General features: G+C 74.0%; 12 protein-coding genes. 7 read left to right on the top strand and 5 right to left on the bottom strand.

Going from position 1 to position 13,283, the window contains the following annotated elements; genetic code table 11:
* Positions 1-51 precede the first annotated feature (51 nt).
* Entirely contained in the window at positions 52-786 is a 735-nt protein-coding gene (locus tag V5O46_RS11435; RefSeq protein ID WP_332884416.1) for a maleylpyruvate isomerase family mycothiol-dependent enzyme, read from the top strand.
* A 39-nt stretch (positions 787-825) separates the two neighbouring features.
* Here the strand turns inward: V5O46_RS11435 and V5O46_RS11430 are convergent, their stop codons facing one another.
* Complete coding sequence (locus V5O46_RS11430) at positions 826-1,218, bottom strand: MarR family winged helix-turn-helix transcriptional regulator (RefSeq protein WP_332884415.1); 393 nt, start codon at positions 1,216-1,218, stop codon at positions 826-828.
* A gap of 186 nt (positions 1,219-1,404) precedes the next feature.
* Between V5O46_RS11430 and V5O46_RS11425 the strand changes: the two genes are divergently transcribed.
* Positions 1,405-1,644 (top strand): DUF6332 family protein, encoded by a 240-nt coding sequence (locus V5O46_RS11425; protein ID WP_332884500.1) that lies wholly within the window; start codon positions 1,405-1,407, stop codon positions 1,642-1,644.
* Here the strand turns inward: V5O46_RS11425 and V5O46_RS11420 are convergent.
* Positions 1,605-2,861, bottom strand: coding sequence for a helix-turn-helix transcriptional regulator (locus tag V5O46_RS11420; protein ID WP_332884414.1), 1,257 nt, complete (start codon positions 2,859-2,861; stop codon positions 1,605-1,607). The genes V5O46_RS11425 and V5O46_RS11420 overlap by 40 nt on opposite strands.
* Positions 2,862-3,070: 209 nt before the next feature.
* On the opposite strand from V5O46_RS11420, the gene V5O46_RS11415 reads away from it, so the two are divergent.
* From V5O46_RS11415 to V5O46_RS11400, 4 genes are all read left to right on the top strand, one after another.
* Positions 3,071-4,405 (top strand): SirB1 family protein, encoded by a 1,335-nt coding sequence (locus V5O46_RS11415; RefSeq protein ID WP_332884413.1) that lies wholly within the window; start codon positions 3,071-3,073, stop codon positions 4,403-4,405.
* Positions 4,402-6,717 (top strand): CDC27 family protein, encoded by a 2,316-nt coding sequence (locus V5O46_RS11410; protein ID WP_332884412.1) that lies wholly within the window; start codon positions 4,402-4,404, stop codon positions 6,715-6,717. Before V5O46_RS11415 ends, V5O46_RS11410 begins: the two co-directional genes overlap by 4 nt.
* 124 nt (positions 6,718-6,841) lie before the next feature.
* On the top strand, positions 6,842-7,807 hold the full coding sequence (locus V5O46_RS11405) for a glycosyltransferase family 2 protein (protein ID WP_332884411.1): 966 nt from the start codon (positions 6,842-6,844) through the stop codon (positions 7,805-7,807).
* A 3-nt stretch (positions 7,808-7,810) separates the two neighbouring features.
* On the top strand, positions 7,811-9,163 hold the full coding sequence (locus tag V5O46_RS11400; RefSeq protein WP_332884410.1) for a polysialyltransferase family glycosyltransferase: 1,353 nt from the start codon (positions 7,811-7,813) through the stop codon (positions 9,161-9,163).
* A 106-nt stretch (positions 9,164-9,269) separates the two neighbouring features.
* On the opposite strand, the gene V5O46_RS11395 is transcribed toward V5O46_RS11400, so the two are convergent.
* Complete coding sequence (locus V5O46_RS11395; RefSeq protein WP_332884409.1) at positions 9,270-10,343, bottom strand: acyltransferase; 1,074 nt, start codon at positions 10,341-10,343, stop codon at positions 9,270-9,272.
* 320 nt (positions 10,344-10,663) lie between these two features.
* Positions 10,664-11,356 (bottom strand): TetR/AcrR family transcriptional regulator, encoded by a 693-nt coding sequence (locus V5O46_RS11390; protein WP_332884408.1) that lies wholly within the window; start codon positions 11,354-11,356, stop codon positions 10,664-10,666.
* A 163-nt stretch (positions 11,357-11,519) separates the two neighbouring features.
* On the opposite strand from V5O46_RS11390, the gene V5O46_RS11385 reads away from it, so the two are divergent.
* On the top strand, positions 11,520-11,975 hold the full coding sequence (locus V5O46_RS11385; RefSeq protein WP_332884407.1) for a nitroreductase family deazaflavin-dependent oxidoreductase: 456 nt from the start codon (positions 11,520-11,522) through the stop codon (positions 11,973-11,975).
* On the opposite strand, the gene V5O46_RS11380 is transcribed toward V5O46_RS11385, so the two are convergent.
* On the bottom strand, positions 11,965-13,212 hold the full coding sequence (locus V5O46_RS11380) for a geranylgeranyl reductase family protein (RefSeq protein WP_332884406.1): 1,248 nt from the start codon (positions 13,210-13,212) through the stop codon (positions 11,965-11,967). The two genes, V5O46_RS11385 and V5O46_RS11380, sit on opposite strands and share 11 nt — an antisense overlap.
* Between the last annotated feature and the right edge of the window lie 71 nt (positions 13,213-13,283).

Below are 13,283 nucleotides of genomic sequence, written 5' to 3'. Positions count from 1 at the left end.
GACTCCCGGCCACGCGACGGCGTTCTGCGCACCATCAGGCACACTCGTCGCATGGAGACGGTCACGTATGTTCAGGTCCTGGAACGGGAAGGCACGCTGCTGGCCGCGGCGGCCGAAGCGGCGGGGACCGAGGCGAAGGTGCCGACCTGCCCCGGCTGGCAGATGCGGGATCTGCTGCGGCACACCGGCATGGTGCATCGCTGGGCGGCCGCGTTCGTCGCCGAGGGGCACACCGCGTACCGACCGGACGGAGGACTGCCGGACCTGGACGGTGCCGATCTGCTCGGCTGGTTCCGGGAGGGGCACCGCGGTCTCGTCGGCACCCTCTCCGCCGCCGCGCCCGATGTGGAGTGCTGGCACTTCCTGCCGGCGCCTTCGCCGCTGGCGTTCTGGGCCAGGCGGCAGGCGCACGAGACGACGGTGCACCGCATCGACGCGGAGTCGGCCACCGGTGCCGGTCTCACCGGGATCGACGACGCCTTCGCCGTGGACGGGATCGAGGAGCTGCTGCTCGGCCTCCACACCCGGACCAAGAGCCGGGTCCGCAGCGAGGAGCCCCGGGTCCTGCGGGTCCGGGCGACGGACGTGGCCGGTGCCGTGTGGACCGTCCGTCTGTCGGAGCAGCCGCCCGCCACCGAGCGGAGCGCGGCCGGGGACGCGGACTGCGAGGTCGCCGGCCCCGCGGCGCAGCTGTACCCGGCGCTCTGGAACCGCCTGGAGTTCCCGGAGGTCACCGGTGACGCCGCGGTGGCCGCCCTGTGGCGGGAGAACTCGGCAGTGACCTGAGGCTGAGGCGACTCGGGTCCAGGCGCGGTGGCCCCCGGCTCAGCCCGCGAGCATCCGGGTCAGCACCGCCCGCTGCACGGGCAGCGCACGGCGGTGCAGGGCCCGTCCCTGCGCGGTGAGGGCGACCCGTACACCCCGCCGGTCCTCCGCGCACAGCTCGCGCTCGACGAGGCCGCCCTTCTCCAGCCTGGCGATCAGCCGGGACAGGGCGCTCCGGCTCAGGTGCACCCGCTCGGAGATCTCCTGGACCCGCAGCGCATCGCAGCGGTTCCGCGCCCGGCCCGCGGCGAGGACGTCCAGCACCTCGAAGTCGCTGGCGCACAGGCCGTGCTGGTGCAGTGCGCGGTCCAGTGCGCACTGGGTGCGGGCGTGCACCGCCAGGATGCCGCGCCACTGCCGCACGAGCTCCCGCTCCGCCTCGGTCCCCGACATGCGCGGCACCGTAGCAGAGCGGACCCCCGCCGGGGTGCGCCCGGAATGCGCCGGCTGCGCGGCCCTCGGGCCTGCCGCCCGGCCGGTGCGGGCGGTTGTCCCGCGGCCCGCGGGTCTGTGACACTGCTCCCCGTGATCAGCAGTGGCAGTCACGGGGGACGGCGGACCCAGGCCGAGCGGGATGCGATGACGGTCGAGATCGGGTACGCGCTGTTCAGCGCCGTGTTCGCGGCAGCGGTGCTGTTCGGCGCGGTGGCCGGGCCGGCGTATGTGTTCGGGCTGCCGCCGGGGGTGCGGCGTGCGTTCCTGGCCGCCGGGGCGGTCGCGGCCGTGCTGCTGTTCTTCGCCCGCGTGGTGAGCGTGCTGGTCCGGTTCGGACGGGCGTCTCAGCCCAGCCAGCCGGGGCGTACCAGCCCCGACTCGTAGGCCAGTACCACCAGTTGTGCCCGGTCGCGCGCGCCGAGCTTCACCATGGTGCGGCTGACGTGGGTCTTCGCGGTGAGCGGGCTGACCACGAGCGCGCCCGTCGCGGGACCGTCGTCGTCGATGCCCAGCCGCAGCACGCCCCCGTGCTGTTCCAGCCGCACGCGCGCGTGCCGCGATCCCGAGTGCCGTACGACGTTGGTGAGGGCCTCCTGGACGATGCGGAACGCGGCCAGGTCCGTGCCGGGCGGCAGCCCCGGGGGCCGGCCGTCGACCTGGACCTTCAGGCCCGCGCTCGCCGCCTGGTCCACCAGTTCGGGCAGCCGGTCGAGCCCGGGGGCCGGGGCGCGGGGCGCGTCGCCGGGGGCGCGCAGGGTGTCCAGGACCTGGCGCACCTCGCCGAGCGCCTCCTTGCTCTTGGCCTTGACGGCGGTCAGCGCGGTGCGCGCCTGCTCCGGGTCGGTGTCGAGGAGGGCGAGACCGACGCCCGCCTGCACATTGATGACGGAGATGCTGTGCGCGAGGACGTCGTGGAGTTCCCCGGCGATGCGCAGCCGCTCCCGGTCCGCGCGGCGCCGGGCGGCCCGGGCCCGCTCGGCCCGGTCCCGCGCCCACTGCTCGCGCCGTATCCGGGCCGGTTCGGACACCGCCGCGATCGCCACGGTCCAGGCCGCGACCACGATCTCCTGACTCCAGGAGGCGGCGGCGTCGCCGACGGGGGGCAGCCGGGGGTAGAGCCAGTGGGTCACGAGCGCATGTCCGGCCCACAGAGTGCCCATCGCCGTCCACGCGGCCCGGCGGTGCCCGGCGACGACGGCGGCGAAGCACGCCACCGCCACTGCCAGGAACACCGGGCCGTACGGGTAGCCGGCGCCGAGGTAGAGCAGGGCGGCGGCGGAGGTGCCGAAGACGACCGGCACCGGGTGGCGCTGCCGCCACAGCAGCAGACCGCCCGCCACCACCAGCAGCACGCGAGCGAACGGGTCGAGGGCGGCCCGTTCGGCCTCCTGGCCCCGGGCGGCGAAGTTCGAGCCGACCAGGACCAGGACCGTGATCAGGAGAGTCGACCTCCAGGGCCACCTGGGGCGGTGCTCCTCCTCGCCCCAGCGGTTCCACCACCCCGGCCCGTGCCGCCACCACGCGGGCCACCGGCGCCACGGTGCGGGGTGCTGCCGCCACCACCCCGGCGGGCCGCTCCCGCGTGCGCGCTGCTCGTCCATGCCGCCACGCCAGACGTGTGCCGCGCCGTCCGGCGTCGCCCGCGCATGGTGACCGGACGTACTCCCCGCGAAGTACCTCCTCCACCGGACGGCCCGGCCCGCTGAACAGCCGCCGGCGGGCGAGTGTTCACCCAGCGGCCATCGCAAAGCCACCCGCGGCACCACGGGCTGCGGCACATTCGGCCTCCGGTCGAAGAACGGTGGAACGCATGTCGAACCCCCTGGCGGGATTGTTCACAGCACGGCAGAAGGAAGCCGCCAGGACGGCCCTCTACGCCCACGGGATGCGGCTGTGCGGCGAGCACCTCGCGGCACAGTGCGGCTCCTCCACCTCCCGGCAGACCGGCCTGACCCGGGCGATCGGCACTTTCGCGGCATCCCTCGGCCCCGACGCCCCGTCGGCCGGTCCGTTCGACGCCCTGCTCCGGGTGGGCGAGCGCGCGCTGGAGGCCGGCGGGGAGGACGAGCTCGGTCTCGCCCTGGGCGTCGCCGAGACCTCGACCCGGATCCGGCAGCGGTCCAAAGGGGCATGGCGGCTGCGCGGGCTGGCGCTGGACGGGCTCGGACGCGACGACGAGGCGCTGGAGTGCTACGACCGCTACCGCGCACTCCTCCCGGACGGCAGCCCGGCGGCGGAGGTCGCCGGCAGGATCGACACCCTGCGGCGGCGACGGACCTGCCTGGAGTCGGCCGTCGCCCTCTTCCCGGACGCCGGCTCCCCCTTGCCCGACCTGCTCCGCCGGGCCTCGGCGACCGGCACAGCCACGGCGCCGGCCGCGGCCCACGGAACCACCCCGACGACCGGCGCGACCGTCACGACCGCCGCCGTCGCCGCCGAGTTCGCCGCCTTCGTGCGGGCGCGGGTCGCGGAGCGCGGTCTCGCCGGGCCCGCCGTACGGCGTCTGCTGGAGCTGTACGGCACCTACCGGCGGCTTGTCGAGCGGCCCGCCCTGGCCGATCCGCTGCTCGGCGGGAGCGCGCCGGTCGGCATCGGCGGCCTGCGCGGCCTGCTCGCAGGGCGGACGGTGTGTCTGGTCTCGGACACCGAGGACGTCGCCCGGAGCGGGATGGGCGCCGAGATCGACCGCTACGACCTGGTGGTGCGCTGCGACGCCTTCCGGGTCCGCGCCGAGGGCACCGGTGCGCGCACCGACCTGCATGCCGTCTCGCTGCGCGGCGACAGCCCCTGGGACGGGCCCGCGTGGAGCCGTCCGACCGGGGTCCGGCTGGTGTTCGGCGACCCGGCCGCCGCCTGGCGCCGGGCGGTGCGCCAGCGGCTGGTGCCCGGGGCTCAGGAGCAGGTCGGCGACGCCTCCCTGCGCCGGCCGCTGTCCGATCCCGCGTTGCTGGGCGAGGACGGCTGGGAGCCGGGCACCACCACCGCCTTCACCGTCCTCAGGCTCCTGGACTTCCTGGACGTCAGCCCCCGCCTGGACCTCATCGGCTTCGGTGGGCCCGGGCGGCTGCGGCCCGAGGAGGCCGCCTGGGTCGAGGACCGCGCTGTGCACGTCGACGACAGCAGGATGAGGATCGCCCTGAGATGACGCACCCCCTGGCGGACGACCGAAGCGCCGTCACCGGCAAGCGCCGGATCGCCTTCGCCGTCCACACCGACGAGGACGGCCTGCCCGCCCTGCCCACGCTCGTCCGCAGCCTGGTGCTGACCAACCCGGGCGTGTGCGAGGACCTCGTGGTCCTGCACCCGGGGCTGGCGGACTCCTCGTTCGACGCGCTGCGCCGGCTGTATCCACGCGTCGTCACCCGCCGTGCCGAGCGCCGGTCGGAGGTCTTCCGGCTGGAGGGCTACGACACCGTCGTCGCGCTGGGTCCGGCCATGGTGGTCCTGGGCGACATCGGCGAGCTGCTGCGGATGCGCCACGGGGTGGGCGCCGTCCGGCAGGTACTGTGCGCGGGGGAGGGCGGGGGAGCCCGGGAAGCCGGGGAGGGCAGCGAAGCCGGGGACGCCGAGGGCGCCGGGCAGGCCGCGAGAGGTGACGGGCCGGAGGGCGGGCGGCGGCGCGGGCCGGGGCGCGGTGTCCTGCCGGACGGGCTGCTCGTCGTACAGCGTTGCGACGTGGACGGTGCCGTGGCGGACCGGCTCGCCGACGGCGGCGACCCGGACGCGGCCCTGCGGGACGTCCTGGCCCCGCTCGACGCGCGCTACGACTTCCTCACCCGCCGGCTCCACGACGACACCCCGGTGCCCGCGGAGGTCGCGGTGCTGCACTTCACCGGCCCGTTCGACGAACCGGGGTACGGTCCGGCCGCCGAGGCACGGCGCCGCTTCGAGATGGGTGACGACGACTTCCGCGCCGCCTACCGTGCACTGCCCGGCGGCAAGCACCCCGAGCTGCTGACCCACCTCGCGCCGCCCCTGCTGCGGGCCCGCCCCTCGCTGGACCTGGCCCGGACACTCGCCGACGTGTACCGGCAGCAGGGCCGCTACGACGAGGCCGTGGACGTGCTCGCCCCGGTCCTGGGCGACCGGCTGGACGCACCGCGCTGCCACGAGACGCTCGGCGTCTGCCTGATGGCGCTGTCGCGCTACGCGGAGGCCGAGGGGCATCTGCTGCTCGCGGCCGCGGCACCGGACGCCGCCCCGCGCGCCTTCGCCCAGCTGGCCCGGCTGGCCTGGCTGCTGGGCCGGGAGGAGGACGCGCACACCTACGCCCGGGACGGTCTGGAGTCCGACCCCACCGACGCCGGCTGCCACAGCTGGTACGTGCGCACCCGTCCGGACCGCCCCGGGGCGCCGGATCCGGCGCCGGCCGCGGAGCAGCTGGCGCACGTGGCGCTGTTCGCCGAGGGGCAGGAGAACGCCGGGGACAAGGTGCTGCCCGAGGCCGTGCGGATGTGCTTCGGCAGTGACACCGGCCCGCGCCGCTGGCACCGGCAGCCGGTGCACCGGCTGGTCGACGAGGCGGCGCTGGAGCAGCTGAACGCACGCCGCGGGGTGGTCATGGGCGGCGGCGGGCTGTTCCTGCCGGACACCTCCCCCAACGGCAACAGCCACTGGCAGTGGAACGTCCCCGACGACGTCCTGGCCCGGATCAGCGCGCCGCTGGCGGTGTTCGCCGTCGGCTACAACGTGTTCGACGGGCAGTCCTACCGCCGCGGACGGTTCGCCGAGAGCCTGCGGGCGCTGGTCGAGCGGTCCGCGTTCTTCGGGCTGCGCAACCACGGCTCGATCGAGCGGGTCCGCGAGCTGCTGCCGGCCGGGCTGCGCGACCGGGTGCGCTACCAGCCCTGCCCGACCACCGTGGCCCGGTACCTGGTGCCGGGCTGGTCCGACCCGGCCGAGCGGTCCGACACCGTCCTGGTCAACTGCGCGTACGACCGCGCGGGGCTGCGGTTCGGGCACGACTACGGCCACTTCCTGGCCCAGATGGGCGCCGCGCTGCGCACGCTGCGCGAGCGGGCGGACGTGCGGTACGCGGCCCATATGCCGGCCGACGAGAAGTTCGTGCACGACCTGCGGCGCGAGCACGGCATCACCCTGCCCGTCGAGCGGTTGTACGACATGTCGAACGACGCGATCCGCAGGCTGTACGGCCGATCGCGTCTGGTGATCGGGATGCGCGGGCACGCGGGCATGATCCCGTACGGCTGCGGAACCCCGATCCTCAGCCTGGTCTCCCACCCGAAGCTCGCCTACTTCCTGTCCGACATCGGCCGGCGGGAGTGGGGTCTGTCCGTGCACGACCGGAACCTCGGACCGCGGCTCACGGAACGGGCGGCGGCGGTCCTCGACGACCACACGGCGGCGGTGGCGGACGTACACGGGACACAGGAGTTCCTGTGGAAGATCACCCGGTCCAACCTCGACGAACTCCGGGAGACCTTCGGCCGGCCCTGAGACACCGAGAATTCACATCTGCTGCGAACAGAGTTCACCTGGCGGAGCCTCGGCCGACACCGTTCCCCTCGGGAGCGTAGTTAGCCTGTTCCAATCTCCGAACCCTCGAACGTGAGAGGCCCGCGTGCCGAAACTGTCCGTCGTCGTTCCCATGCACAATGTGGAAGCCTTCGCCGAGAGTACTTTGAGAAGTCTCGCCGGCAACGCGGACCCCGACTTCGAGTTCCTGCTCGTCGACGACTGCTCCACGGATTCCACTCCCACGGCGATCGACCGCTGGGCCGAGCGGCTGCCCAACGCCCGGGTGATACGGCACGAGAGGAACATGGGCATCGCCCAGGCGCGCAACAGCGGTATCGACGCCGCGCAGGGCGAGTTCGTCACCTTCCTCGACGGTGACGACTGGTACGGACCGGGACACCTCGCCGGACTGGTGGACGCGGCCGAGGAGTTGGGCTGCGACTTCGCCCGCACCGACCATGTCCGGGTCACCGGAACCGAGCGGGTGATCCGGCGGCCCCCGGCCCGGGTGCGCAATGCCGTGATGGATCCGCGTGACGGAATAGCGCCGGCCGACATGGAGACGATGGTCGACTATCCCTTCGTCTGGGCGGGAATCTACCGGCGGCACCTTTTCGACGACGGCGGGATGCGCTTCGCGACCGAGCTGCGCACCGCCGAGGACCGGCTGTGGATCTGGCGGCTGCATCTGAAGGGCAGGACATACGCGTCCCTCGGTCTGCACGGCGTGTTCTACCGGCGGGGCGTGGCGACCTCGCTCACCCAGATCAAGGACTCCCGTCAGCTGGATTTCATTCCGGCCTACGACGCGCTGCTGAAGGACGTCCTGAACGACCGGGAGACAGAACGTTTCCTCCCCAAGGCCGTGCGGACCTACTGCGCCATGATCGCCTTCCACGTCGGCAAGGTGGACGAGTACGAGGCCCCGGCCGCCCGGCAGCTGCGTCGGGATGCGAGCGCCGCGCTCCGGCGCATGCCCGAGCAGACGCTCGACGAGACCCTCAAGACCATCGACCGGACTCGCAGCAGGTTGCTCAGCCGCCTGCGTGACGGGCGGAAGGCTGCCTGATCCATGCCCCACACGACCCAGATCTTCCAGGTCTCGACCCTGTACGGAGCGGCCACCCTCGCCGCGGCGCTGGACGCGGGCCGGTTCGGTGCGCGCAAGGACGCCCGGCGCATCCTGCTGGTCTCGAACAACGCCGCGATCCCGGAGACCGCACTCCGCCTGGACGAGATGCACGGATACCCGCGCCTGGCCGACCGGTTCGACTCGGTGATCAGCTGGAACGAGGCGATCAGCCCCCACCACCCCAGCGCATGGGGTCCGCGGGGCAACGACACGGCGCTGTGGCAGAAGGCGTTCCGTCTCGCCTGGGGCATCGGCGAGCGGGACCTGATCGAGCTCGCCGTCGAGTCGATCCAGGTCAACCCCGCCCGCGCGCTGGCGGCGATCTTCTCCGAGAGCGCCGTCCACGTGTACGCCGACGGCCTGATGAGCTACGGCCCGACCCGGGAGAAGCTGCCGCTGACCATAGGCTGCCGGATCCGGCGGCTGCTCCACCTGGACCTGATACCCGGCCTGCAGCCGCTGCTGCTCTCCGAGTTCGGTGTCCCGCCCGAAGTCGTCCCGGACGACGCGTTCCGCGCGGTGCTCGACGAGATCTCCCAGGACGCCGCGGACGACCCGCAGTTGGCACCGGTCCTGGCGGAGAAGCCGACGGCCGTGCTCCTGGGCCAGTACCTGGCCGCGATCAACATCCTCAGCGCCGAGGAGGAGGAGGACCTCCATGTGCGCATGCTCACCGGCGCCGCGATGGCCGGCCACCGGTCGGTGGTCTTCAAACCCCACCCCACGGCCCCGGCCGGCTACTCGGCGGCGCTGAGCAAGGCCGCGGCGGAGGCGGGCGTACGGCTGACGGTGCTGGACGCGCCGCTGCTGGCCGAGACGCTGTACCAGCACTGCCGTCCCCAACTGGTCGTCGGCTGCTTCTCCACGGCCATGGTCACCGCCTCCGCCTACTACGACGTGCCGGTCGCCCGGGTGGGGACCGCGCTGGTGATGAAGGGCCTCAAGCCCTACCCGAACAGCAACCGCGTACCGCTGGCGGTCGTCGACCACCTGGTGCCCGATCTGGAGCGCGGCCAGGCCCCGGCCCCGGTCGGCGAGGCACCCGAGTCCCTGGCACCGCTGGTCCGGACCCTCGGCTTCTGCATGCAGCCCAAGACGTATGCGGACCTGCGCGAGCCGGCGGTGCAGTGGCTCGAGACCCATCTGGCCGACACGCCCGGCTACTACTTCCCCGAGTCCCGGCTGGCCGAGCTGGGCCTTCCCGGCAGCCGCCCGCAGACCCGCGCCAGGCTCAAGGTGCGGCGCGCGAGGCGGGTGGTGCGCCGGGCGGTGCGGCGCGGCACGGGGAAGTGACCCGGCCGGCAACCGACCGACGGAGGAACACCGCAGCGGAGCCCCTCGCCGGCCGGCGGGGGGCTCCGTCGTGCGGGGACGGCAACGGCGCGGGCCGGCCGGCGGGTCAGCCGAGCCAGCGGGTCAGCCGCAGCCGCGTCCACAGCAGGGCTGCGGCGAAGGACAGCGCGACCGTGGACGCCGTCAGCGCGGTGAGCGCGGCCACTGCCCCGGGCCAGCCCGCACCCGCCCGCACCAGGTACGGCGCGACGGCCTCCAGGAAGAGCAGATGGACGAGGTAGGCGCCGAAGGAGGCCCCGGCGAGGCGGCCCAGCAGCGGGCGGAACCGCTCGGGTACGCCGATGCGGTTGAGGGCCATCAGCAGCGTGCCCGCGAGCAGGGCCACCACCACCGACCCGTATGCGCCGGGGAAGTGCACCCGGTGCTCGTACACGGCCACCGCTCCCCAGGCACACAGCCCGCCGGCCAGCCAAAGCAGACGCCGGCGGCGGCCGGTGACCGCGGCCTGCGGCAGCGAGAGCAGCATCGCCCCGGCCACCGCGTACACGATCTGGTAGACGCCGAACTGCCAGGCGAAGTCGGGCCGGTCGACGTCGAGGAGCCGGGCGAGGTCGCCGAGGAGGCTCGGGGCGAGTGCGAGACCGAGCAGGACGGCGCCCACGCCCCAGGGCCGCTTGCCGGCCCGGACCAGGGCGGCCACCGACAGCAGCAGGATCACCGGGACGTAGGCGTACAGGTACCAGAGGTGGAAGGCGGGCCGCACGGAGGCGAACAGCGCGTCCCAGGCGAGCTGCCGGGTCGGGTCGGTGTTGGCGTCCCGGATCCGGTCCCACACCAGATAGACCACCGTCCACACCGCCATCGGCACCACGATGCGGGCCAGCCGCTTGCGTACCTGTCCCCCGTCACGGGGCGGGGCCCCGCAGAGCACGACCCAGCCGGCGATGGCGAAGAACAGCGGCACGGCGGACCGGCTCAGCGCGTCCCCGGTGAGCGCGGTCCCGTAGACGGGGCCGCCGCCGGAGGGGTCGCGGCCCACGGCCGCCATCAGCTCGGCGGCGGCATGGCAGACGATGACGCCGACCGCGGCCAGCACCCGGATCAGGTCGATGTCGTACCGGTGGTCTCGGCGGGGGGCCGGGACCGGCGGGCGCCGGGTGGCGGGGGCGGCGGTGCGCACGGACTCGGTGGCGGTCGGCGGCTCGGCGGCGATGGGGGGTCACTCCCGGATGGGGCACACGGGCCCGCGGCGGTCCTGCGGGCCGGGGATCTTGGGACTCGGCCGCGCTCGTCCGCGACCGCGGCGCCGCTCGGCACACATCGGTGCAGGCTATGGGACGGCTGAGACGGGTGGGAACCCGTCCCGGGTGAACTTCGGTCACCTGTGCGTGACGCTCCGGTGAACTCCCGTGAACACCGGCGAGCGCTGCCGTACAGGGCCGACGGCCCTGGCGCGACGGTGCGTCCGCCGGTGGACGGGAGCGGGCGCGCCGCCCGCCGTCAGACCGTCAGACCGACGCCGCGCGCGAGCCGGTCCGCCGCGTGCCGGAACATCGCCGCCCTGTCCTCCACGACGCGGTGGAAGTGGCCGAACAGCTCGAAGCTGATCAGGCCGAACAGCTGCGCCCAGGCGGCGACGAGCGGCGCCACCACGGCGGGCGGCAGATCCGGGGCGACGTCGGCGGCCATCCGCGCGGCCTCGTCGCGCAGTTCGGCCGGGAGGGCTGGCTCGGCGAGCTCCGCTTCCCGGAGCGCCGCGCGCGCGATGCCGATGAACACCCGGCCCACCCGGGAGGCGGCGGGAACGGTGTCCTGCGGGGCCGCGTACCCGGGCACCGGCGATCCGTAGATCAGCGCGTACTCGTGCGGATGGGCCAGCGCCCAGTCGCGGACGGCCTCGCACACCCGCACCCAGCGCAGAACCGGTCCGGCGCCGGTCGCCGCGTCGTGCGCCGCCTCGGCGGCCTCACCGAGAGCGTCGTAGGCATCGATGATGAGCGCGGTCAGCAGGTCGTCGCGGCTGGGGAAGTAGCGGTACAGGGCGGAGGAGGCCATGCCGAGCTCGCGGGCGACGGCGCGCAGGGAGAGCTTCGCGGCCCCCTCCTGTGCGAGCTGTCCGCGCGCCGTGTCCTTGATGGCGGTGGTGACCTCGGCCCTCGCGCGCGCCCGGGCGCCGTGTGCGGTGCTGCTCATGGCGGCCAGTGTCCCATGGAATCAGAGCAGTGCACACAAACGAGAGCAGTGCTCTTGCATCTGGGTTGGGGGTGGTGCAGACTGGACTCATCGAGCGAGAGCAGTGCTCACAAATGTGAGCGACGCTCTCTCGCTGTCGTCACCGTTTCCCGGAGGCACCACCATGTCGTCGTCTGCGCCCTACTACCTCAAGGCCGGACCGCTGGCCGTCCGGTTCAACCGGCTGGTCGGCCGGCTGGCCCGGCACGGCATCAGCCTCGCGGGCAGCGCGGAGATGTCCGTCCGCGGCCGCAAGAGCGGCCGGATGCAGCGCATCCCGGTCAACCCGCTCACCCACGAGCGGGGCCAGTACCTGGTCTCGGCCCGCGGCCACTCCCAGTGGGTGCGCAACATGCGGGCCGCGGGGGGCGGTGAGCTGCGGGTCGGCCGCAGGGTCCGCCCCTTCACGGCGGTCGAGCTCCCCGACGCGGAGAAGCTCCCGATCCTGCGGGCCTACCTGGAGAAGTGGGGCTGGGAGGTCAACCAGTACTTCCAGGGGGTCACCGCGAGGTCGACGGACGCGGAGATCATGGCGTCCGCCGCCGACCACCCGGTCTTCCGGATCGAGGTCAGGAGCTGACCTCGCCGCCGGGCTCCGGCGCGGGCGCGGGGCGGCGGTCCAGGACGGTCAGGGCGCGCTGGGCCATCGGGTGGCTGCGCACCAGCTCGCCCAGGGTGGTGGAGCCCTGCGTGATGTCCTTGAACGCACGCCAGGCGGGCCGGAACCCGGTCAGCGTCGCGTGGAAGATCCCCGGCCGGCGCTCGAACGCCGCCAGCATCCGCCTGCCGACGCTCATCTCCACGCCGAGCCCGGCCTTGACGGCGAACGCGTAGTTCAGCGCCTGGCGCCGGGTGTCCACCGCGTCGTGCGCCTCGGAGATCCGCACCGCCCACTCCCCCGCGAGCCGGCCCGAGCGCAGCGCGAACGAGATGCCCTCGCGGGTCCACGGCTCCAGCAGCCCGGCCGCGTCCCCGCACACCAGCACCCGTCCGCGGGACAGCGGCGAGTCGTCCGCCCGGCACCGGGTCAGATGGCCGGAGGAGATGCTCGGTTCGAAACCGGCCAGACCGAGGCGGCCCACGAAGTCCTCCAGGTAGCGCTTGGTCGCCGCGCCCTCGCCGCGGGCCGAGATCACCCCGACGGTGAGAGTGTCTCCCTTGGGGAACACCCAGCCGTAGCTGCCCGGCATCGGCCCCCAGTCGATGAGGACCCGGCCCTTCCAGTCCTCCGCGACCGTCTCCGGCACCGGGATCTCCGCCTCGAGACCGAGGTCCACCTGGTCGAGCTTGACCCCGACATGGGCTCCTATCCGGCTGGCGCTGCCGTCGGCGCCGACGACGGCGCGGGCCAGCACCGGCTCGCCGTCCTGCAGGACGACGGCGACCGTACGCCGGTCCGGCACCGCCGCGCCGTGCTGCTCGACGCGGGTCACGGTGACGCCCGTGCGCAGTTCGGCGCCCGCCTTCTGGGCGTGCTCGACGAGCTGCTGGTCGAACTCCGGCCGGTTGACGAGCCCGAACAGCATGTGCCGGGAACGGCGGGTCCGCCCGAAGCGTCCGTTGTGGGAGAACGTCACCGCGTGCACCCGGTCCCGGAACGGCAGCTCGAAGCCGGGCGGCAGCGCGTCGCGCGAGGGCCCGATGATGCCGCCGCCACAGGTCTTGTAGCGGGGCAGTTCCGCCTTCTCCAGCAACAGCACGCGCCGCCCCGCGACCGCCGCCGCATAGGCGGCCGAGGCCCCCGCGGGTCCCGCGCCCACCACGACGACGTCCCACACCCGACGCGCGTCGTCCGCCGAAGAGTTCTCGCTGCTCACGATGGTCTACTGCTCCGATCAAGCCGCCTGCCGCTGATGTCCCCCGCATCCTACGGCGGCATCGCCGCAGG

Origin of the sequence: Streptomyces poriticola (assembly GCF_036689765.1) — a bacterium.
GTDB lineage: Bacteria > Actinomycetota > Actinomycetes > Streptomycetales > Streptomycetaceae > Streptomyces > Streptomyces poriticola.
The sequence above is the reverse complement of the archived record's forward strand: the minus strand, read 5'-3'. Positions and strand labels throughout refer to the sequence as shown.

Bases quoted from the DNA above. Each gene is read 5' to 3' on its own strand.
- V5O46_RS11385 (WP_332884407.1), top strand. From the start codon at position 11,520: ATGTCGTCGTCTGCGCCCTACTACCTCAAGGCCGGACCGCTGGCCGTC.
- V5O46_RS11400 (WP_332884410.1), top strand. From the start codon at position 7,811: ATGCCCCACACGACCCAGATCTTCCAGGTCTCGACCCTGTACGGAGCG.
- V5O46_RS11420 (WP_332884414.1), bottom strand. From the start codon at position 2,861: ATGGACGAGCAGCGCGCACGCGGGAGCGGCCCGCCGGGGTGGTGGCGG.
- V5O46_RS11415 (WP_332884413.1), top strand. From the start codon at position 3,071: ATGTCGAACCCCCTGGCGGGATTGTTCACAGCACGGCAGAAGGAAGCC.
- V5O46_RS11425 (WP_332884500.1), top strand. From the start codon at position 1,405: ATGACGGTCGAGATCGGGTACGCGCTGTTCAGCGCCGTGTTCGCGGCA.
- V5O46_RS11390 (WP_332884408.1), bottom strand. From the start codon at position 11,356: ATGAGCAGCACCGCACACGGCGCCCGGGCGCGCGCGAGGGCCGAGGTC.
- V5O46_RS11410 (WP_332884412.1), top strand. From the start codon at position 4,402: ATGACGCACCCCCTGGCGGACGACCGAAGCGCCGTCACCGGCAAGCGC.
- V5O46_RS11435 (WP_332884416.1), top strand. From the start codon at position 52: ATGGAGACGGTCACGTATGTTCAGGTCCTGGAACGGGAAGGCACGCTG.
- V5O46_RS11430 (WP_332884415.1), bottom strand. From the start codon at position 1,218: ATGTCGGGGACCGAGGCGGAGCGGGAGCTCGTGCGGCAGTGGCGCGGC.